20 protein-coding genes are annotated in these 17,253 nt (G+C 68.7%); 15 read left to right on the top strand and 5 right to left on the bottom strand.

What is annotated here, in order from left to right; translation table 11 throughout:
* Nucleotides 1-15 precede the first annotated feature (15 nt).
* Genes Tchl_RS02805 through Tchl_RS02770 form a run of 8 tightly spaced genes read left to right on the top strand, consistent with a single transcriptional unit; the run spans nucleotide 16 to nucleotide 5,354 of the window.
* The gene (locus Tchl_RS02805) at nucleotides 16-444 is read left to right on the top strand and encodes a transcription regulator (RefSeq protein ID WP_075147049.1); all 429 of its coding nucleotides are present in this window, start codon (nucleotides 16-18) and stop codon (nucleotides 442-444) included.
* 8 nt (nucleotides 445-452) lie between these two features.
* Entirely contained in the window at nucleotides 453-1,754 is a 1,302-nt protein-coding gene (locus tag Tchl_RS02800; RefSeq protein WP_075147048.1) for a nitrous oxide reductase family maturation protein NosD, read from the top strand.
* Nucleotides 1,726-2,676 carry an ABC transporter ATP-binding protein gene (locus Tchl_RS02795; protein WP_075147047.1) on the top strand — a complete coding sequence of 317 codons (951 nt, stop codon included), beginning with the start codon at nucleotides 1,726-1,728 and terminating at the stop codon, nucleotides 2,674-2,676. Before Tchl_RS02800 ends, Tchl_RS02795 begins: the two co-directional genes overlap by 29 nt.
* A gap of 11 nt (nucleotides 2,677-2,687) precedes the next feature.
* A complete protein-coding gene (locus Tchl_RS02790; RefSeq protein WP_075147046.1) occupies nucleotides 2,688-3,503 on the top strand; it encodes an ABC transporter permease in 816 nt (271 codons plus the stop codon).
* A 33-nt stretch (nucleotides 3,504-3,536) separates the two neighbouring features.
* Nucleotides 3,537-4,076: a nitrous oxide reductase accessory protein NosL gene (locus Tchl_RS02785; protein WP_075147045.1), complete on the top strand. Its 540-nt coding sequence runs from the start codon at nucleotides 3,537-3,539 to the stop codon at nucleotides 4,074-4,076.
* 5 nt (nucleotides 4,077-4,081) lie between these two features.
* Nucleotides 4,082-4,354 (top strand): hypothetical protein, encoded by a 273-nt coding sequence (locus tag Tchl_RS02780; RefSeq protein WP_075147044.1) that lies wholly within the window; start codon nucleotides 4,082-4,084, stop codon nucleotides 4,352-4,354.
* Nucleotides 4,351-4,725: a hypothetical protein gene (locus tag Tchl_RS02775; RefSeq protein ID WP_075147043.1), complete on the top strand. Its 375-nt coding sequence runs from the start codon at nucleotides 4,351-4,353 to the stop codon at nucleotides 4,723-4,725. Before Tchl_RS02780 ends, Tchl_RS02775 begins: the two co-directional genes overlap by 4 nt.
* Nucleotides 4,722-5,354, top strand: coding sequence for a nitrous oxide reductase accessory protein NosL (locus Tchl_RS02770; protein ID WP_075147042.1), 633 nt, complete (start codon nucleotides 4,722-4,724; stop codon nucleotides 5,352-5,354). Before Tchl_RS02775 ends, Tchl_RS02770 begins: the two co-directional genes overlap by 4 nt.
* 108 nt (nucleotides 5,355-5,462) lie before the next feature.
* Here the strand turns inward: Tchl_RS02770 and Tchl_RS02765 are convergent, their stop codons facing one another.
* A complete protein-coding gene (locus tag Tchl_RS02765) occupies nucleotides 5,463-5,861 on the bottom strand; it encodes a c-type cytochrome (protein WP_075147041.1) in 399 nt (132 codons plus the stop codon).
* Between the two features lie 140 nt (nucleotides 5,862-6,001).
* Here Tchl_RS02765 and gluQRS point away from each other — a divergent pair, with 140 nt between their 5' ends.
* Both gluQRS and Tchl_RS02755 read left to right on the top strand, forming a co-directional pair.
* Nucleotides 6,002-6,913: a tRNA glutamyl-Q(34) synthetase GluQRS gene (gluQRS, locus tag Tchl_RS02760; RefSeq protein ID WP_075147040.1), complete on the top strand. Its 912-nt coding sequence runs from the start codon at nucleotides 6,002-6,004 to the stop codon at nucleotides 6,911-6,913.
* 95 nt (nucleotides 6,914-7,008) lie between these two features.
* The gene (locus tag Tchl_RS02755) at nucleotides 7,009-7,434 is read left to right on the top strand and encodes a CoA-binding protein (protein WP_075147039.1); all 426 of its coding nucleotides are present in this window, start codon (nucleotides 7,009-7,011) and stop codon (nucleotides 7,432-7,434) included.
* Nucleotides 7,435-7,439: 5 nt separating this feature from the next.
* On the opposite strand, the gene clsB is transcribed toward Tchl_RS02755, so the two are convergent.
* The 4 genes from clsB to Tchl_RS02735 form a co-directional block, all read right to left on the bottom strand.
* Entirely contained in the window at nucleotides 7,440-8,594 is a 1,155-nt protein-coding gene (clsB, locus tag Tchl_RS02750; RefSeq protein ID WP_075147038.1) for a cardiolipin synthase ClsB, read from the bottom strand.
* Complete coding sequence (locus Tchl_RS02745) at nucleotides 8,594-9,337, bottom strand: endonuclease/exonuclease/phosphatase family protein (protein WP_075147037.1); 744 nt, start codon at nucleotides 9,335-9,337, stop codon at nucleotides 8,594-8,596. Before Tchl_RS02745 ends, clsB begins: the two co-directional genes overlap by 1 nt.
* 27 nt (nucleotides 9,338-9,364) lie before the next feature.
* Nucleotides 9,365-10,465, bottom strand: a complete 1,101-nt coding sequence (gene nadA / locus Tchl_RS02740; RefSeq protein WP_075147036.1) for a quinolinate synthase NadA — start codon at nucleotides 10,463-10,465, stop codon at nucleotides 9,365-9,367.
* Nucleotides 10,466-10,563: 98 nt separating this feature from the next.
* Entirely contained in the window at nucleotides 10,564-11,016 is a 453-nt protein-coding gene (locus Tchl_RS02735; RefSeq protein WP_075147035.1) for a rhodanese-like domain-containing protein, read from the bottom strand.
* 49 nt (nucleotides 11,017-11,065) lie between these two features.
* On the opposite strand from Tchl_RS02735, the gene Tchl_RS02730 reads away from it, so the two are divergent.
* The 5 genes from Tchl_RS02730 (at nucleotide 11,066) to ntrC (ending at nucleotide 17,090) form a co-directional block, all read left to right on the top strand.
* Nucleotides 11,066-12,241, top strand: coding sequence for a cation diffusion facilitator family transporter (locus tag Tchl_RS02730; protein ID WP_075147034.1), 1,176 nt, complete (start codon nucleotides 11,066-11,068; stop codon nucleotides 12,239-12,241).
* Nucleotides 12,242-12,461: 220 nt separating this feature from the next.
* Nucleotides 12,462-13,871: a type I glutamate--ammonia ligase gene (gene glnA, locus Tchl_RS02725; protein WP_075147033.1), complete on the top strand. Its 1,410-nt coding sequence runs from the start codon at nucleotides 12,462-12,464 to the stop codon at nucleotides 13,869-13,871.
* Between the two features lie 131 nt (nucleotides 13,872-14,002).
* On the top strand, nucleotides 14,003-14,476 hold the full coding sequence (locus tag Tchl_RS02720) for a DUF4124 domain-containing protein (protein WP_075147032.1): 474 nt from the start codon (nucleotides 14,003-14,005) through the stop codon (nucleotides 14,474-14,476).
* A gap of 54 nt (nucleotides 14,477-14,530) precedes the next feature.
* A complete protein-coding gene (glnL, locus tag Tchl_RS02715; RefSeq protein ID WP_075147031.1) occupies nucleotides 14,531-15,598 on the top strand; it encodes a nitrogen regulation protein NR(II) in 1,068 nt (355 codons plus the stop codon).
* Nucleotides 15,599-15,665: 67 nt separating this feature from the next.
* Nucleotides 15,666-17,090 (top strand): nitrogen regulation protein NR(I), encoded by a 1,425-nt coding sequence (gene ntrC, locus Tchl_RS02710; RefSeq protein WP_075147030.1) that lies wholly within the window; start codon nucleotides 15,666-15,668, stop codon nucleotides 17,088-17,090.
* Nucleotides 17,091-17,253: the final 163 nt, after the last annotated feature.

Raw genomic sequence — 17,253 nt, 5'->3', positions numbered from 1 at the left:
GGCAAGGAGAGAAACATGGTCGATCCGCGCATGTTGACCGAACCGGTCCAGCCTCCCTACGCAGCCGAAGGCAGCCTGCTCAAGCGGCTCGCCGCCGAGGCCTGGGACCATCTGTGGCCATGGAGTCGAACCGGCTTCCAGCGCCAGCGTGCGGTGCAGGCCGCGAGCCTGGCGCTGGCCGCGGCGGCGAGCGTGGCCTGGATCCTCGCGGCGATGGGCCAGCTCAGCGCCGGCGCCATCATCGGCTGGTGGTTCGGCTGGAGCGTGTTCGAAGTGCTCGCCCGCCTCGGCGCCAAGCCCTACGTCAAGGAAGGCCCGTGGTGGGGGAGGCGCTACCGCCGCGCCAGCCGCATGGACATGGTGTGCTACGTCGGCTTCAAGAATCTGCTGATCGGCGCGGCGCTGTTCATCGGGCTGAAATCGGCCGGCCTGCTGCTGCTCTGAGCCCGCCGATGCCCCTGAACCACGGCCGGCGCCTGCGCGTGCTGGCAGCCGGCCTGCTCCTTGCCGCGCTCGGCCTCGTCGCCGGCGGCGACGCCTTGGGCGCGACCTTGCGCGTGCGCGCGGGCGAGTCGATCCAGGCCGCGATCGAGCGCGCCCAGCCCGGCGACGTGGTCGAGATCGAGCGCGCGCGCTACGTCGAGAACCTGCGCATCACCCAGCCGCTGACCCTGCGCGGACTCGACCGGCCGACGATCTCGGGCGGCCTCAAGGGCGACACCATCCGCATCACCGCCGAGGACGTCACCATCGAAGGCCTGATCGTGTCCGACTCGGGCGACAGCCTGCGCGACCAGAACGCGGGCATCTACGTCTTCCCCGGCTCGCACCGCACGGTGGTGCGCAACTGCGACCTCACTTACAACCTGTTCGGCCTGTGGATCGAGAAGGCCAACGACGTGCTGATCGAAGGCAACCTGATCACCGGCAAGCGCGACTACCAGTCCTCGCAGCGCGGCAACGGCATCCAGCTCTACAACACCCACCGCGCCCGGATCATCGGCAACAACATCAGCTTCGTGCGCGACGCGCTCTACGTCGATGTTTCGCACGACGCCGTGTTCCGCGCCAACCGCCTGCACCACAGCCGCTACGGCACGCACTACATGAACGCCTACGACAACATCTGGGAAGGCAACGACACCTGGATGAACCGTGGCGGCCTGGCGCTGATGGAGGTGCGCCGGCTGACCGTGCGCAACAACCGCGCATGGGCCAACTCCGACCACGGCATCATGCTGCGCACGATCCAGGACTCGACCATCGAAGGCAACGTCGTCGCCGGCAACCAGCGCGGCTTCTTCATCTACGACGCCGAATACAACACCCTGCGCGGCAACACCGTGGTCGACAACGTCGTCGGCGTGCACCTGTGGGCGGGCTCGAAGAACAACGAAGTGGAAGGCAACGACTTCATCCTCAACCGCGAGCAGGTGCGCTACGTCGGCGCCCGCGACCTGCCCTGGGGCGAGCAGGCAGGCAACTACTGGAGCAACTACCTGGGCTGGGACCGCGACGGCGACGGCGTCGGCGACGTGCGCTACGAGGCCAGCGACCTCGTCGACCGCCTGTCCTGGCGCCACCCGCTGATGAAGCTGCTGCTCGCCAGCCCCGCGGTGCAGACCCTGCGCCTGGTCGGCCAGCAGTTCCCGCTGCTGCGCGCACCGAGCATCGTCGACCCGAAACCGCGGATGCTGCCGCACAACCCCGACTGGAGCCAATGGCGTGGCCGACACTTCCCCCGCCCCCAATGAGGCCGCCGCACCGCTGATCGCGGTGCGCGGCGTGCACAAGCACTACGGCCCGATCCGCGCCGTCGACGGCGTCGATCTGGAAATCCGCCGCGGCGAGCTGTTCGGCCTGATCGGCCACAACGGCGCCGGCAAGAGCACGCTGTTCAAGATGATGCTCGGCCTGATCCCCGCGACCGCGGGCGAGATCCGCATCGACGGCACCCGCGTCGGCGGCGGCACCGGCGGCGAATTCCGCGCGGTGCGGCGCAAGATCGGCTACCTGCCGGAGAACGTCGTCCTCTACGACAACCTCACCGGGCTCGAGACGCTGCAGCTCTTCGCCCGCCTGAAGAGCGTGCCGCCCACCGCCAACCTGCACCTGCTCGAGCGCGTCGGCCTGGAGCAGGCCGCCCGCCGGCGCGTCCGCGAATACTCCAAAGGGATGCGCCAGCGCCTCGGCTTCGCCCAGGCCCTGCTCGGCAGTCCGAAACTGCTGTTCCTCGACGAGCCCACCACCGGCCTCGACCCGGAGGCGATCCGCGGCTTCTACGCGATCCTGCGCCAGTTGAAGAGCGAAGGCGTGACCATCGTCATCACCTCGCACATCCTCGCCGAGATCCAGGAGCGCGTGGACCGCCTGGCGATCATGGCCGCGGGCAAGGTCCAGGCCAGCGGCACGGTGCAGGCGCTGCGCGAGCAGATGGATCTGCCACTGTGGTTCTCGGTGCGCGTGGCGCCGGCCGACTTCGAGACCGTGCGCGCCGCGCTCGGCCACCTGCCGGTGGGCGCGGTCGAGGCGCGCGACGACCACGTCGCGGTGCAGTGCCGGCGCGAGGCCAAGATGGCGGTGATCGCCGCGCTCGCCGGCCTGGGCGGCACAGTGCTCGATCTCAGCGTCCACGAACCTTCGCTCGAAGACGTGTTCTTCGGCTTTTCCGACTGAAAGGAGCAGGCATGGAGTTCGCGCAGATCGCCGCCATCGCCGGCAAGGAATTCTGGGACCGCATCCGCAACCGCTGGGTGCTGGCGGTGGCGCTGGTGTTCACCGCGTTCGCGCTGTCAATCGCCTACTTCGGCGCGGCCCAGCAGGGCGCGGTCGGTTTCCGCTCGATCGAGGTCACGATCGCCAGCCTGGTCAGCCTGGTGATCTACCTGATCCCGCTGATCGCGCTGCTGCTCGGCTTCGACGCCATCGTCGGCGAGCGCGAGCGCGGCTCGCTCGAGCTCTTGCTGTCGATGCCGATCACCCGCGGCGAGCTGTTGCTGGGCAAATACCTCGGACTCGCCGCGGCGCTGGCCTTCTCCACCGTAGCCGGCTTCGGCCTCGTCGGCCTGGTGCTGTCCGCCCAACTCGACCTCGCCGCGCTCTTCCACTATGTCGGCTTCATGGCTAGTTCGGTGCTGCTCGGCTGTGCCTTCCTCAGCCTGGCGGTGATGCTGTCGGTGTTCGCCGCCGACCGCACCCGCGCCTCGGGGCTGGCGATCGCGCTGTGGTTCTTCTTCGTGCTCGTATTCGATCTGCTGCTGCTGGGCGCGCTGGTGCTGAGCGGCGGGCAGTGGGGCGGCGAGCTCCTGCCCTACGCGCTGCTGCTGAACCCGGCCGACGTGTTCCGCATCCTCAACATCTTCAGCCTCGACGACGTGCGCACCCTGTACGGGCTGTCCACCGTGTTCCCGCCGGCGCTGGCCCGCCCCGGGCTGCTCGGCGCGGTGATGGCGGGCTGGATCGTCGGCCCGCTCGCACTCGCCGCCTGGCGCTTCCGCCGCTGAGCCCCCACCCCACGAGAAACGGAGAACCTCTTCATGTGCACCCATCAGCGCTGCCTTTCCCGCCGCCGCTTCCTGCTCGCCGCCGCGGCGAGCGGCCTGCTCGCCGCCTGCGGCCAGGGCGACGGCGGCAAGGCCACGGTCGTCGCCCTCGAAATCGAGCGCGGCACCAGCTGCGCCCTCGACGGCATGCTGCTCGCCGATTACCCCGGCCCCAAGGCGCAGATCCACTATGCCGGCGTGGCCGAGCCGGACTGGTTCTGCGACACCGTCGAGATGTTCAACATCTACCTGAACCCGGAACAGGCGCGGGCCATCGCGGCGATCTTCGTCCAGGACATGGGCCAGGCCGACTGGAACGCCCCGCAGGGCCACTGGATCGACGCCAGGGCCGCGTTCTACGTCTTCGGCTCGAAGCGCCTGGGTTCGATGGGCCCGACCGCCGCCTCCTTCGCCCGCGAGGCCGATGCGCAAGCCTTCGCCGCCGAACATGGCGGCAGCGTCCTCCGTTTCGACGAGGTTACTCCCGACCGGGTCGTCCTCGACGGCGGCGCCCTCCACGACCAGAGGATGTAAAGATCATGAATTCCATCTACGACGCCCTTTCACCGGACACCGCCGCCGAAGTGCAGCAGCTCGCGCGCCTGATCTACGAGACGCGGGAAAACCGCCGCGCGGTGCTCGCCGCCGCCGGGGCGGACGATCCCGCACAACTGATCGAGCGCATCGCCGCCGGCGAACTGGCCGAGCACCCGGCCTACGAGCACTACCTCGCCGCCCGCATCCTCACCGACACGCACCAGGCCGCACGCCAGGCCATGGCCCAGCGCCTGCAGGAGGTCAACGGCCGATGAACCTGCATCCCTTCCTCGCCGAACGCATCGCCGCCGACTGCGCCGAGGCCCTCGCCTGCCCGCCGCGGCTGACCCAGGACGCCCTGATCCTGGACCTGAACAACGACGTCGCGCTGACTGTCCGCTATGCCGCGGCCGATGCCTATTCACTGCGCTGGCGCAGCGGCCCGGACCCCGCGGGGGTGGAACTGGGCATCGACACCGCGCCGACCCATCCCGCGCTGGCAACAGTGCCGAACCATTTCCACCGTGCCGACGGCAGCGTCGTCGCCGATCCGGTCACGCGCACCGACGCCCGCCCGGAGGACAACCTGCGCCGGCTCGTCGCCGCCCTGCTGCACGATCCGCAGCTCGGCGGTGGCGGCCAGTGAGCGGCCGCGCCCCGGTGCGCAGGCTGCTGCTCGCCGGCGCCGTGCTCGCGGCGGGGGCCGGTGCCACGCTGTTCTGGCAGCACGGCCAGCGTGCGGCGAACGCGTTCGAGCCGTCGATCGACGATGTCTGCGTGGTTCCGCCGGCGACCCGGCCTTCCGCCCACCCTTACGACCCCACCTCCGGGCGCGGCATCCATGAAGCGCGCCCGATCCCGACCGATGCCCGCTGCGCGGTGTGCGGCATGTACCCCGCGCGCTTCCCGCGCTGGGCGGCGCAGCTGATCTTCGCCGACGGCGCCGCCCATTTCTTCGATTCGCCGGTCGACCTGTTCATGTTCCTCGCCGATCCCCGCCGTTTCGGCTCGACGCGCGACGCCGGGGAAGGCGCCGCGCTTTACGTGACCGATTTCGGCGACGGCCGCTGGCTGGATGCGCACACGGCACGCTTCGTCCTCGGCTCCCGCATCCGCGGTCCGATGCGCGGCCCCGACCTGCCCGCCTTCGCCGACGCAGCCGCCGCCCAGGCCTTCATCGCCGAACACGGCGGCCGCCTGCTGCGCTTCGACGAAGTGGAGCCCGCAGTCGTCGACGGCCTGCGCAACGCCAACCACACCCATCACACCCACTGAAGGCCGGCACGGCGCCGCGACGCCGGTGCCGCTGTGTTGCCCTGACCGTCAACGCGAACAGGGCCCCGCAGGGCCCTGTTCGCGCTACAACCGGGAAACGCGTCCGGCTTACTTCGACTTCGCCACCATGTAGTCGACCGCAGCTTTGACTTCGTCGTCACTCAGCGAGGTGCCGCCACCGCGTGCCGGCATCATCCCCTTCTCGCCGGTGAAGCCCTCGATCGCATGCTTGTAGAGCGTTTCCTCGCCCTGGGCGATGCGCGGCGCCCACTCGTCCTTGTTGCCCGGCATCGGTGCACCGGCCACCCCAGCGGCGTGACACAGGGCACAGACCTTCTTGTACACCCCTTCGCCTGCGGCATTGGCCGGGGCGGCAGGAGCGGCCGGCGCGGCCGCGACCGGCGCGGGGGCAGCAGCAGGCGCGGCAGGCGCACCCGAATCGGAACCACCACATGCGGCCAGCAGGACCGAAACCGCCGCGGCGAGGAGGAAGGGGGATTTGTTCATGGATAATCTCCGTTTTATCATGTTCGATCGCCGCATGTGCACGGCGAATCTTTCGGACACTAGCAATTATCGACGGCAATTGACTTGATGGGCATCAAATAGATCGTGTCGTGACGCGGCCCCGATCACGCCATACGCATATGACCTTCAGCCCCCGCCTTTATGCTGGCCGCTTCGCTCCCTCACCCACCGGGGCGCTGCACTTCGGCTCGCTGGTCGCCGCCGTCGGCAGCTTTCTCGAGGCACGCAGTCACCAGGGGCGCTGGCTGCTGCGCATCGAGGACATCGACGCGCCGCGCTGCGTCCCGGGCGCCGCCGAGGACATTCTCGCCACGCTGGAACGCTTCGGTTTCGAATGGGATGAGGCCCCCGTCTGGCAAAGCCGCCGCGGCGAAGCCTACGAAGCCGCGCTCGAGCAGCTCAAGGCGCGCGGCTTCGCCTACCCCTGCGCCTGCACCCGGCGCGATCTGGCCGCCGCCCCGGCCGCGCGCGACGGCTCGCACCGCTATCCCGGCACCTGCCGCGACGGCCTGCCGCCCGGGCGCAGCGCACGCGCCTGGCGCGTGCGCGCGGACGGACGGATCCACTTCGTCGACGCGGTGCAAGGCCCGCAGGAGGTCGATCTCGCCGCCGACGCCGGGGACTACATCGTCCGGCGTGCGGACGGCTTGTTCGCCTACCAGCTCGCGGTCGTGGTCGATGACGCCGCTGCCGGCATCACCGACGTGGTGCGCGGCGCCGACCTGCTCGATTCGACCGCCCGCCAGATCCACCTCCAGCGCCTGCTCGGCGCGCCGCGGCCGAACTACACCCATTTGCCGCTGGCCACCAACGCCGCCGGCGAAAAGCTCTCCAAGCAGACGCTGGCGCGCGCCATCGGCGACCGGGCTCCAGCCGTCGCCCTGGTGGCCGCACTGCGCTTTCTCGGCCACAATCCCCCCGACACCCTCGCCCACGCCTCCCTCACCGAGCTGTGGCACTGGGCGCAAACCCATTGGTCGCTTTCTGCCGTGCCGCGCTGCCGCCAGGCCGTCGCCAGCGGCTTTTACTGAACCCGAGTGCGGCGGCCCCCGTGCAAGGCTCGATGCCCCGCCGTGACCGGACCTGCCGCCCGCCTCCCGAACCGTTCGCCCAAGGACCCGCCACAATGCACCCGAACGACATCAGCGCCGATCCCGCAGCGATCCGCCGCCTGCTCCAGGACAGCCGCAACATCGCGGTCGTCGGCCTTTCGCCCAAGCCCGCGCGGCCGAGCAACGAAGTGGCGCACTATCTGCGCGCCGCCGGCTACACCATCCTCCCGGTCAATCCGCTCCACGATGAAGTCATGGGCGAACGATGCTATCCGAGCCTGCACGACGTTCCCCAGCCGATCGACATCGTCGACATCTTCCGCAAGCCTGAGGAGGTGATGCCGGTCGTCGACGAGGCGATCGCCGTCGGTGCCCGCAGTGTCTGGTTCCAGCTCGGGGTGATCGCGCCGGAAGCGGCCGCCAAGGCCGCTGCCGCCGGCCTCGAAGTGGTGATGGATCGCTGCACCAAGATCGAGCATGCGCGCCTGCTCGCGCGCTGAGCACTTCAGTGCCGGCCGCCGTAGCCGGCGATCCCGATCGCCAGCCGCAGCAGCTGGTAGGACAGCCAGCTCAAGGCGCGCGCCAGGATCGGCTGACGGCGCCAGTCGGCGGCTTTCAGTTCCCGGGCACCGGAGCGGATCGCGGCATCCAGGCTCGCATGCAGTGCGCCGGCAAAGCCGGCATCATCGACCACGACGTTCGCTTCACGCGCCATCAGCAGGCTGAAAGGGTCGATGTTGCTCGAGCCCACGGTGGCCCAGCGGCCGTCGATCACCGCGACTTTTGCGTGCAGGTGGCTGCGGTGGTATTCGAACAGGCCGATTCCGCGTTCGAGGAAGAACGGGTACAGGGCACGGGTGGCGTAGGCCTGCATCGGGTGATCGGACAAGCCTTGCAGCAACAGGGTGATGCGCACTCCGCGCGCCGCGGCCTCGGCGAGCACCTGGCGAAAGCGCCGACCGGGGAAAAAATAGGCGTTCGCGATCACGATTTCTGTCTCGGCCCGGGCAATCGCCTCGAGGTAGGCGTCTTCGATCGCGCGCCGGTAACGCAGATTGTCGCGCAGCACGAAGGCAGCACGGATGGTACCGGCGGGAACGCTGTGCGGCGGCGCCAGCAGGGGAAGGTCTTCGCGCCGGCGAAAGCTTGCCCACGCCACCAGCCGCCACAGGCGGTGGGCCGAGGCGACGATCGGCTCGAGCAGCGGCCCTCGTACATGCACCGCGTAGTCGTAGCGCGGATGCGCCCCCCCCCCCGGCTCGAAGTCGTCGACGATGTTGATCCCGCCGACAAAGGCCTCCCGGCCATCGACCACCACGAGCTTGCGGTGCAGGCGGCGCAGGCGGTGGCGGCGCAGCGACAAGGGGCGCAGTTCGCGGCGATAGACCAGCACCTGCACCCCGGCCGCGGCGAGCTCGGGCATCAGCCCGGCGACGAAGCTGCGTGCCCCGAAGCCGTCGACCATCAGCCGCACCACCACGCCGCGGCCGGCCGCGCGGCACAGGGCGGCGGCGATGCGCCGCCCGATGCGGTCGTTCTCGAAGATGTAGCTCTGCAGGAAAATCTCGCACCAGGCGCGGTCGATCGCCGACTCCAGCGCGGGAAAGTATTGCTCGCCGTTTTCCAGCAGCGCCACCGCGTTGCCGGCCAGGAAGCGCATCAGGACACCGGCTCCAGGTCGGCGGTGAGCGCGGCGTGATCGGAAATCTGCGCCCACGGTGCGCCGTAGTGCACCTGCGCCTGACGGACGCGGAAGCCGCGCACGTAGATGCGATCGAGGCGGAACAGCGGCAAGGTGCTCGGATAGCTGCGCGCCGGCCGCCCACGGCCGAAGACTTCGGTAAGACCGAGCCGACGGCCGATCAGCGCGTCGGCCTGGTTGCGCCAGTCGTTGAAGTCGCCGGCGATGATCAGCGGCGCATTGCCCGGCGCCAGTTGCTCCATGCGCTCGGCGAGCGCGGCCATCTGCCGCCGCCGGCTGCCGGCGATGAGCCCGAGGTGTACGCACACGCAGTGCACCGGCCCCCCGAACCGCGGCAGCTCGATTTCGCAGTGCAACAGGCCGCGGCGCTCGAAGCGGTGGTCGGAGACGTCCTGGTTGGCGGTGCTGAGGATCAGGTGGCGGCTGAGGATGGCGTTGCCGTGGTGGCCATGGTCGTACACCGCGTTGCCGCCATACGCGGTCTGCTGCCAGGCGTCCTCGGCGAGGAACTCGTGCTGCGGCTGCAGCGGCCATTCCGGGTGGCGCGCCGGGTGCCCCAGGTGCAGGCCCTGCACTTCCTGCAGGAAAACGAGATCGACGTCGAGGCTGCGCAGGCGTTCGCGCAGTTCATGCACCACCATGCGGCGGTTGAACTGCGAGAAGCCCTTGTGGATGTTGTAGCTGCACACGCGCAGCATCATGGCCGCCCGCCCCGCCGAAGCCCGGTCTCAGGACACCGCGAGCATGCGGTCGAGGGCGATGCGGGCAAGCTCGGCCTCGTGCGCCGGCACCCTGATCTGGTTCACCACCTTGCCCTCGGCGAGGTTTTCCAGCGTCCACGCCAGGTGTTGCGGGTCGATGCGCTGCATTGTCGAGCACATGCATACCGTGGGCGCCATGAACTCCACGGTCTTGCCCTGCGGCTTCATCTCCCCGGCCAGGCGGCTGACGAGGTTGAGCTCGGTGCCGACCAGCCAGTGGGTGTTCGCGGCGGCGGCGGAAATGGTGTTGATGATGTACTCGGTGGAGCCGACGTAATCCGAGTTGCGACAGACCTCGAGGCTGCTCTCCGGGTGCGAGATCACGAAACCGTCCGGATGCTGCTTGCGCCAGCGCTCGATGTGACCGGGCTGGAACATCTGGTGCACCGAACAGTGTCCCTTCCACAGCAGGATCTTGGCGTTGTGGATCTGCTCGGGGGTAAGGCCGCCGTACTCGAGGTCGGGGTCCCACACCACCATCTGTTCGAGCGGAATGCCTTTCTTGAAGCCGGTCCACCGCCCCAGGTGCTGGTCGGGGAAGAACAGCACCTTCTCGCGCCGGGAAAACGCCCAGTCGAGGATCGTCGGCGCGTTGGTCGACGTACACACGATGCCGCCGTGCTCACCGCAGAAGGCCTTCAGGTCGGCCGCGGAGTTGATGTAGGTCACCGGGGTGATCCGCTCGTCGGGCGCGCCGAGCACTTCGCCCAGTTCGCGCCAGCAGCGCTCGACCTTGGCGAGGCTGGCCATGTCGGCCATCGAGCAGCCCGCGGCGAGGTCGGGCAGGATCGCGATCTGGCTCGGCTTGGACAGGATGTCGGCGACTTCGGCCATGAAATGCACGCCGCAGAACACAATGTACTGGGCATCGGTCTGCGAGGCCAGGCGGGCGAGCTTGAGCGAGTCGCCGGTGAGGTCGGCATGCTGGTAGACATCGGCGCGCTGATAGTGATGGCACAGCAGCACCGCCTTGTCGCCGAGGCGGGCGCGGGCGGCGCGGATACGCGCCTGGGCCTCGTCGTCGGCGAGCACGTTGAAGCGATCGAAGCTGATGGTGGCGGCTTGCATGATGCGAATCCTGCTCCTGGAGGAAATTCCGGTGTGTCGGTGAAATTTCGGACCTGGCGGCAGACAGTGCGTTCCGCCGCCAAGGCCCGCGCGATCGATCAGCCCTGGTGCCAGGGCAGGCCGGTGTGGCGCCAGCCGCCGATGCGGTTGCGCTGGCCGTTGGCGTCGCGGTCGCCCTCGAAGCCTTCGAGGACGTTGTAGCAGTTGCCATAACCCGCAGCGCTGGCGGCACGCGCTGCCGAATCGGAACGCACGCCCGAGCGGCACAGGAACAGCACCAGCGCCTCGGAATCGACCTGGTGCTTGAGCTGCGCCATGAAGTTCGGGTTGTCCTGCATCGACGGATAGGACTTCCACTCGATCTCGACCGCGCCGGCCACCCGCCCGACCCAGTCCAGTTCGGCGCGGGTGCGCACATCGACCAGCCTGGCGCCGGGAGCACGCTGCCACACTTCCCAGGCCTCGCCCGGGGTCAGCGCGCCCTGGTAAGGCAGGCCGAGATTTTCGGCGCGCTCGTGCGCCAGGGACAACAGATCCGACAGGGTTCCCATTCGAACATCCGTCTAGAATTGCGAATCCTCGAAGTATAGCGCGTCCGCCATGCCCCTCCCCACCCCCCCGCAATCCCCCCCTTGCGACACCGACGCCGGACGCAGCCGCGGCATCCAGCGCACGACGCTGGTCGCGATCCTGACCAATGCCACCCTCGCCCTGGGCCAGGTCCTTGTCGGCCTGTTCGCCAACGCCTTCAGCCTGGTGGCCGATGCTGCCCATACCCTGTCCGACCTGGTGACCGACTTCATGGTCCTGGTCGCCGGACGGCGCAGCGCGGACCCGGCCGATACCGCCCACCCTTACGGCCACGACCGCATCGAGACGGTCACCACGATGGTGCTGGGCGCGGTCCTCGCTGCGGTCGGGATCGGATTCCTGTGGAGCTCGGGCGTCCGCCTGCAGGACATGGCCGCCACGCCGCCGCTCCACCCCGCAGCGCTGGCGATGGCGCTGCTCACCCTGGCGGCCAAGGAAGGTTTGTTCCGCTTCACCCTGGCCGCCGCGCACCGGTTGCGGGCACCGATGCTCGAAGCCAACGCCTGGCACGCACGCTCGGATGCGGCGTCCTCGCTGGTCGTGGCCGTCGGCATCGGCGGCAGCCTGGCGGGCTACCCTTTTCTCGAACCGCTCGCCGCCGCCGTGGTCGGCTTCCTGATCCTCAACATGGGACTCAAGCTGGCGGGGAAGTCGGTCCGCGAACTGATCGACACCGGCCTGCCGGAAGAAGAGCTCGCCCGCCTGCGCCACACGATCGAGACCACGCCGGGGGTGATCGGCCTGCACGACATGCGCACCCGGCGCATGGCCGGCCGTGTGCTGTGCGACGCCCACGTCCAGGTCGACCCCCGGCTCACCGTGTCCGAAGGCCACCGCGTCTCCGACAGCGTCTATCTGCGGGTGCGCAGCGCCCACCCGGAAGTCCGCGACGTGCTGGTGCACATCGACCCCGAAGACGATGCCGACCTGCAGGCCGCGCCCCCCGGCCCGCTACCCGGACGGGCCGAGATCCTGGAGGATGTGCGCGCCCTGCTCGGTGCCGGCGCACCGGCGCCGAAACGGGTGCAGATCCACTACCTCGGCGAGCGCGTGGAAGTCGAAATCATCCTCGCCGCACCGCTCGCCCCCACCGCGCTGGACGCCCTCGCCCGGCGCCGGCAAGCCTGCCTCCTGTCCCACCCCCATTACCGTGCGATCAGCGTCTATTCCCAGCTCGCACCATGACGGGGCGCAAATCCCCCGCCGAGCACCGACATGGTGCGCACAACCCCGCCCCCCGGCACCGCTTTCGGGCATTTCCCTTGTGGCACAATGTCCGGCGAACTAAAACGAACTTGGCACACTTAGTGCTTAGGCTTTTTCACCCGAATCCGGCGCATCGCCCTCCGGCCGCTGCTCCATCCGCTCAACGCAATCAAAACGCCTCATCTCACCAGGAGTGAACATGAACGCCCAAGACGTCATGAAGCTGATCCAGGAAAACGAAGTGCGCTTCGTCGACCTGCGCTTTACCGATACCCGCGGCAAGGAGCACCACGTCGGCCTGCCGGTTTCCGCCTTCGAGGAAGATCACTTCGAGCACGGCCACCCCTTCGACGGCTCCTCCCTGGCAGGCTGGAAAGGCATCCAGGCCTCCGACATGGTCCTGCTGCCCGAAGCCGGCTCGGCCTACATCGACCCCTTCTTCGACGAAACCACGCTGGTGCTAACCTGCGACGTCATCGAGCCGTCCGACGGCAAGGGCTACGACCGCGACCCGCGCTCGATCGCCAAGCGCGCCGAGGCCTACCTGAAGAGCACCGGCATCGGCGACACCGCCTTCTTCGGCCCGGAGCCCGAGTTCTTCATCTTCGACTCGGTCGAATGGTCGGTCGACATGTCGGGCGTCTACAGCAAGATCATTTCCGAAGAGGCCGCCTGGTCCACCGCCGACAAGTTCGAAGGCGGCAACACCGGCCACCGTCCGCGCGTCAAGGGCGGCTACTTCCCGGTGCCGCCGGTCGACAGCCTCAACGACGTGCGCGCCGCGATGGTGCTCGCACTCGAGGCCTGCGGCGTGCCCGTCGAGGTGCACCACCACGAAGTGGCCAACGCCGGCCAGTGCGAGATCGGCACCAAGTTCAGCACCCTGACCCAGCGTGCCGACTGGACCCAGGTGCTCAAGTACATCGTGCACAACGTCGCCCACCAGTACGGCAAGACCGCCACCTTCATGCCCAAGCCGATCGTCGGCGACAACGGCTCCGGCATGCACGTCCACCAGTCGATCTGGAAGGACGGCCAGAACCTGTTCGCGGGCAACGGCTACGCCGGCCTGTCGGAGACCGCGCTGTACTACATCGGCGGCATCATCAAGCACGCCCGCGCGCTCAACGCGATCACCAACCCGGGCACCAACTCGTACAAGCGCCTGGTGCCGCACTACGAAGCCCCGACCAAGCTCGCCTACTCGGCGCGCAACCGTTCGGCCTCGATCCGCATCCCCTACGTCGCCAACCCGAAGGGCCGCCGCATCGAGGCGCGCTTCCCGGACCCCCTGGCCAACCCCTACCTGGCCTTCTCGGCCCTGATGATGGCGGGCCTGGATGGCATCCAGAACAAGATCCACCCGGGCGATCCGGCGGACAAGAACCTGTACGACCTGCCGCCGGAAGAGGACGCGCTGATCCCAACGGTGTGCACCAGCCTCGACCAGGCACTCGAGTATCTCGACAAGGACCGCGAGTTCCTGACCCGCGGCGGCGTATTCTCGAACGACTTCATCGACGCCTACATCGCGCTGAAGATGGAAGAAGTCGACCGCATGCGGATCACCACCCACCCGGTGGAATTCGACATGTACTACAGCCTGTAATCCGCAGATCACTGCGCAGCGCGAAAAGGACGGGCATTGCCCGTCCTTTTTTTCTGGGGTCTAATCGGCATTCACTCCGCGAGGGGGAGGCCGCAACACCGCATTCCCGCCGACGGCTTTCCGGAAAACCCATGTCACCGCTCCGACTCCTTCCGCTTTTCCTGCTTGCGGGCGCGAGCGCCCTGGCCCACGCCGAGGTCTACAAGTGCGTCGACACCGACGGCCGGGTGACCTACACCAACGACCGCTCGCTGGCGCGTAACTGCGTCCGCCTGCAGGCCGACCAGGCCGTCTCCTCGGTGCCGGCCCCGGCGCCACGCCCAGCCGCAGGCGCCGCACCGGCAGCGGCCTTTCCGCGGGTGAATCCGGCCGACCAGCGCGCACGCGACGACACTCGGCGCCAGGTTCTGGAAAACGAGCTGAGCACCGAGGAAAGCGCACTCGCCGCAGCCGAAAAGGCGCTCGCCGAGCAGGAAGCAGTCCGCTTCGGCGACGAGCGCAACTATCAGAAAGTGCTCGACCGCCTGCAGCCGTTCAAGGACAAGGTCGAACTGCACAAGCGCAACATCGAAGCCCTGCGCCGGGAGATTTCCGGTCTTCGATGACCCTGACCTGGCGCGCATCTTGCATGTCGATTGAAGGACTCCCAGGACGCGCCCATGTCACCGCTCTCCCACCCTTCCGCCAGCGGCCCCTTCGCCGGACTCGAGCTGCTGTCTTCCGCCGTCATCCTCGTCGATGAGCGGCTCCTCATCCGCTACATCAATCCCGGCGCGGAAAACCTGTTCGCGATCAGCCAGCGCAAGCTGCTCGGCCAGCCCCTCGCCCGCCTGCTCGGCACCCCGCCCGGGCTGGGCGCCGCCCTCGACAACGCCCTGCGCACCAACTGGAGCTATACCGGGCAGGACCTGACGATCGGCCGCAACGACGCCGAGCCGATCCGGCTCGACTGCACGGTGACGCCGGTCGAAGCCGCCGGCGTGCGCCTGCTGCTCGAATTCCGTCCAATCGACGCCCAGCTGCGCGTCGCCCGCGAGGAACAGCTGCTGCACCAGCAGCAGGCCAACCGCGAGCTGATCCGCAACCTCGCCCACGAGATCAAGAACCCCCTCGGCGGCATCCGCGGCTCGGCCCAGCTGCTGCAGCATGAGCTCGACGATCCGCAGCTGCGCGAATTCACCGACGTCATCATCGCCGAGGCCGACCGCCTGCAAGACCTGATGAACCGCCTGCTCAGCTCCCACAGCATGATGCGGCCCGCACCACTGAACATCCACGACGTCCTCGAGCGCGTGCGCCGGCTGATCCTCGCCGAATTCCCCGCCCTCGACATCCGCCGCGACTACGACCTCAGCCTGCCCGAGCTCACCGCCGACCGCGAACAGCTGATCCAGGCCGTGCTCAACATCGTGCGCAATGCCGCCCAGGCGCTCGGCGGCAGCGGCGAGATCCGCCTGCGCACCCGCATCGCCCGCCAGGTCACGCTCGCCAAACGCCGCTACAAGCTGGCACTGGAATTGCAAGTGATCGACAACGGCCCCGGCATCCCGGCCGAGATCCGCGACAAGATCTTCTACCCGCTGGTCTCGGGGCGGGACGGTGGCAGCGGACTGGGACTCTCCCTGGCGCAGAGCTTCATCGAGCAACATCAGGGCATGATCGACGTAGACAGCCGCCCGGGGCGGACCTGCTTCACGATCCTGCTGCCGATTACCGACCGCGCCTGAACGTGATCCCGACCCGCCAGCCGGACCGGAACCACGCCCTCGGCGCACCACAATAGTGCATACGAAAATGAATACCGTCTGGATCATCGATGACGACCGCTCGATCCGCTGGGTGCTGGAAAAAGCCCTCAGCCGCGAAGGCATCGAGCACCTCAGCTTCAGTTCCGCACAAGACGCACTCGCCGAACTCGAGCATGCGCCGCAGCCTCCCGCCGTGCTCCTGTCCGACATCCGCATGCCCGGCCAATCCGGCCTCGACCTGCTGGCGAAGGCGAAAACCCGCCACCCGCAGCTGCCGGTGATCATCATGACCGCCTACTCCGACCTCGACAGCGCGGTGGCGGCCTTTCAGGGCGGCGCGTTCGAGTACCTGCCCAAGCCCTTCGACGTCGACCAGGCGGTGGCGCTGGTGCGGCGGGCCCTCGAACAAGGCGCGCACCACAACGGTGCGTCCGAGGAAACCCAGCTCGCCCCGGAAATCCTCGGCCAGGCGCCGGCGATGCAGGAAGTGTTCCGCGCCATCGGCCGCCTCGCCCACTCCCACGCCACGGTGCTGATCAACGGTGAGTCGGGCAGCGGCAAGGAGCTGGTCGCGCGCGCCCTGCACCGCCACAGCCCGCGCCGCGACGCCCCTTTCATCGCGATCAATACCGCGGCGATTCCGCGCGATCTGCTCGAATCCGAACTCTTCGGCCACGAGCGCGGTGCCTTCACCGGTGCCGCCACCCAGCGCCGCGGCCGCTTCGAGCAGGCCGACGGCGGCACCCTGTTCCTCGACGAGATCGGCGACATGCCCGCCGAGCTGCAGACGCGCCTGCTGCGCGTCCTGTCCGACGGCCACTTCTACCGCGTCGGCGGCCAGCAGCCGATCCGCGCCAACGTGCGGGTGATCGCCGCCACCCACCAGGACCTCGAAGAGCGCGTGCATCGGGGCCTGTTCCGCGAAGACCTGTTCCATCGCCTCAACGTCATCCGCCTGCGCCTGCCGCCGCTGCGCGAACGCCACGAGGACATCCCGCTGCTGGTACGCCATTTCCTCCAGCGCAGCGCGCAGGATCTCGGCGTCGAACGCAAGCGCATTTCCGCCGCCGCGATCGAGTACCTGCAGAGCCAGCCCTTCCCCGGCAACGTGCGCCAACTCGAGAACCTGTGCCACTGGCTGACGGTGATGGCGCCGGCCCAGGTGGTGGAAGTGGCCGACCTGCCGCCGGAAATGCGCGACCAGCCCGGGCGCGAGACGCCGACGAGCTGGCTCGAAGGCCTGGGCACCGAAACCGACCGCCTGATCGCCGCCACCCCCGGCAAAGTGTTCGAGCGCCTGACCCACGAGTTCGAGCGCACCCTGATCCGGCGCGCCCTGGCGGCCACCGGTGGCCGCCGCATCGAGGCCGCCCACCTGCTCGGAATCGGCCGCAACACCATCACCCGCAAGATCCAGGAACTCGGCATGGATGAAGAGCGCGGCACGGACGGCGGCGACGCCCCGCACTGAAGCCGGGCCGGAAGCCGGCGGCAGCGGCGCGGGCGACCGCCCCTGCGCCTTCCGCGCCCCGGGCTCGTGTGCCGCCGCGGGATGACGGATAATGCCGTTTTGCGCCATCTCCGCCGGATCACTGCCTTGCCGTCCGCTCCCCCTTCGTCCCCCACCTCGCTGT

It is taken from the genome of Thauera chlorobenzoica, from assembly GCF_001922305.1.
Taxonomy (GTDB): Bacteria; Pseudomonadota; Gammaproteobacteria; order Burkholderiales; family Rhodocyclaceae; genus Thauera; species Thauera chlorobenzoica.
The sequence above is the reverse complement of the archived record's forward strand: the minus strand, read 5'-3'. Positions and strand labels throughout refer to the sequence as shown.

What these genes read in the sequence shown, in the direction of transcription:
- Tchl_RS02805 (WP_075147049.1), top strand. Translation starts at nt 16, where the DNA reads ATGGTCGATCCGCGCATGTTGACCGAACCGGTCCAGCCTCCCTACGCA.
- Tchl_RS02800 (WP_075147048.1), top strand. Translation starts at nt 453, where the DNA reads ATGCCCCTGAACCACGGCCGGCGCCTGCGCGTGCTGGCAGCCGGCCTG.
- Tchl_RS02790 (WP_075147046.1), top strand. Translation starts at nt 2,688, where the DNA reads ATGGAGTTCGCGCAGATCGCCGCCATCGCCGGCAAGGAATTCTGGGAC.
- Tchl_RS02785 (WP_075147045.1), top strand. Translation starts at nt 3,537, where the DNA reads ATGTGCACCCATCAGCGCTGCCTTTCCCGCCGCCGCTTCCTGCTCGCC.
- Tchl_RS02780 (WP_075147044.1), top strand. Translation starts at nt 4,082, where the DNA reads ATGAATTCCATCTACGACGCCCTTTCACCGGACACCGCCGCCGAAGTG.
- Tchl_RS02775 (WP_075147043.1), top strand. Translation starts at nt 4,351, where the DNA reads ATGAACCTGCATCCCTTCCTCGCCGAACGCATCGCCGCCGACTGCGCC.
- Tchl_RS02765 (WP_075147041.1), bottom strand. Translation starts at nt 5,861, where the DNA reads ATGAACAAATCCCCCTTCCTCCTCGCCGCGGCGGTTTCGGTCCTGCTG.
- gluQRS (WP_075147040.1), top strand. Translation starts at nt 6,002, where the DNA reads ATGACCTTCAGCCCCCGCCTTTATGCTGGCCGCTTCGCTCCCTCACCC.
- Tchl_RS02755 (WP_075147039.1), top strand. Translation starts at nt 7,009, where the DNA reads ATGCACCCGAACGACATCAGCGCCGATCCCGCAGCGATCCGCCGCCTG.
- clsB (WP_075147038.1), bottom strand. Translation starts at nt 8,594, where the DNA reads ATGCGCTTCCTGGCCGGCAACGCGGTGGCGCTGCTGGAAAACGGCGAG.
- Tchl_RS02745 (WP_075147037.1), bottom strand. Translation starts at nt 9,337, where the DNA reads ATGATGCTGCGCGTGTGCAGCTACAACATCCACAAGGGCTTCTCGCAG.
- nadA (WP_075147036.1), bottom strand. Translation starts at nt 10,465, where the DNA reads ATGCAAGCCGCCACCATCAGCTTCGATCGCTTCAACGTGCTCGCCGAC.
- Tchl_RS02735 (WP_075147035.1), bottom strand. Translation starts at nt 11,016, where the DNA reads ATGGGAACCCTGTCGGATCTGTTGTCCCTGGCGCACGAGCGCGCCGAA.
- Tchl_RS02730 (WP_075147034.1), top strand. Translation starts at nt 11,066, where the DNA reads ATGCCCCTCCCCACCCCCCCGCAATCCCCCCCTTGCGACACCGACGCC.
- glnA (WP_075147033.1), top strand. Translation starts at nt 12,462, where the DNA reads ATGAACGCCCAAGACGTCATGAAGCTGATCCAGGAAAACGAAGTGCGC.
- Tchl_RS02720 (WP_075147032.1), top strand. Translation starts at nt 14,003, where the DNA reads ATGTCACCGCTCCGACTCCTTCCGCTTTTCCTGCTTGCGGGCGCGAGC.
- glnL (WP_075147031.1), top strand. Translation starts at nt 14,531, where the DNA reads ATGTCACCGCTCTCCCACCCTTCCGCCAGCGGCCCCTTCGCCGGACTC.
- ntrC (WP_075147030.1), top strand. Translation starts at nt 15,666, where the DNA reads ATGAATACCGTCTGGATCATCGATGACGACCGCTCGATCCGCTGGGTG.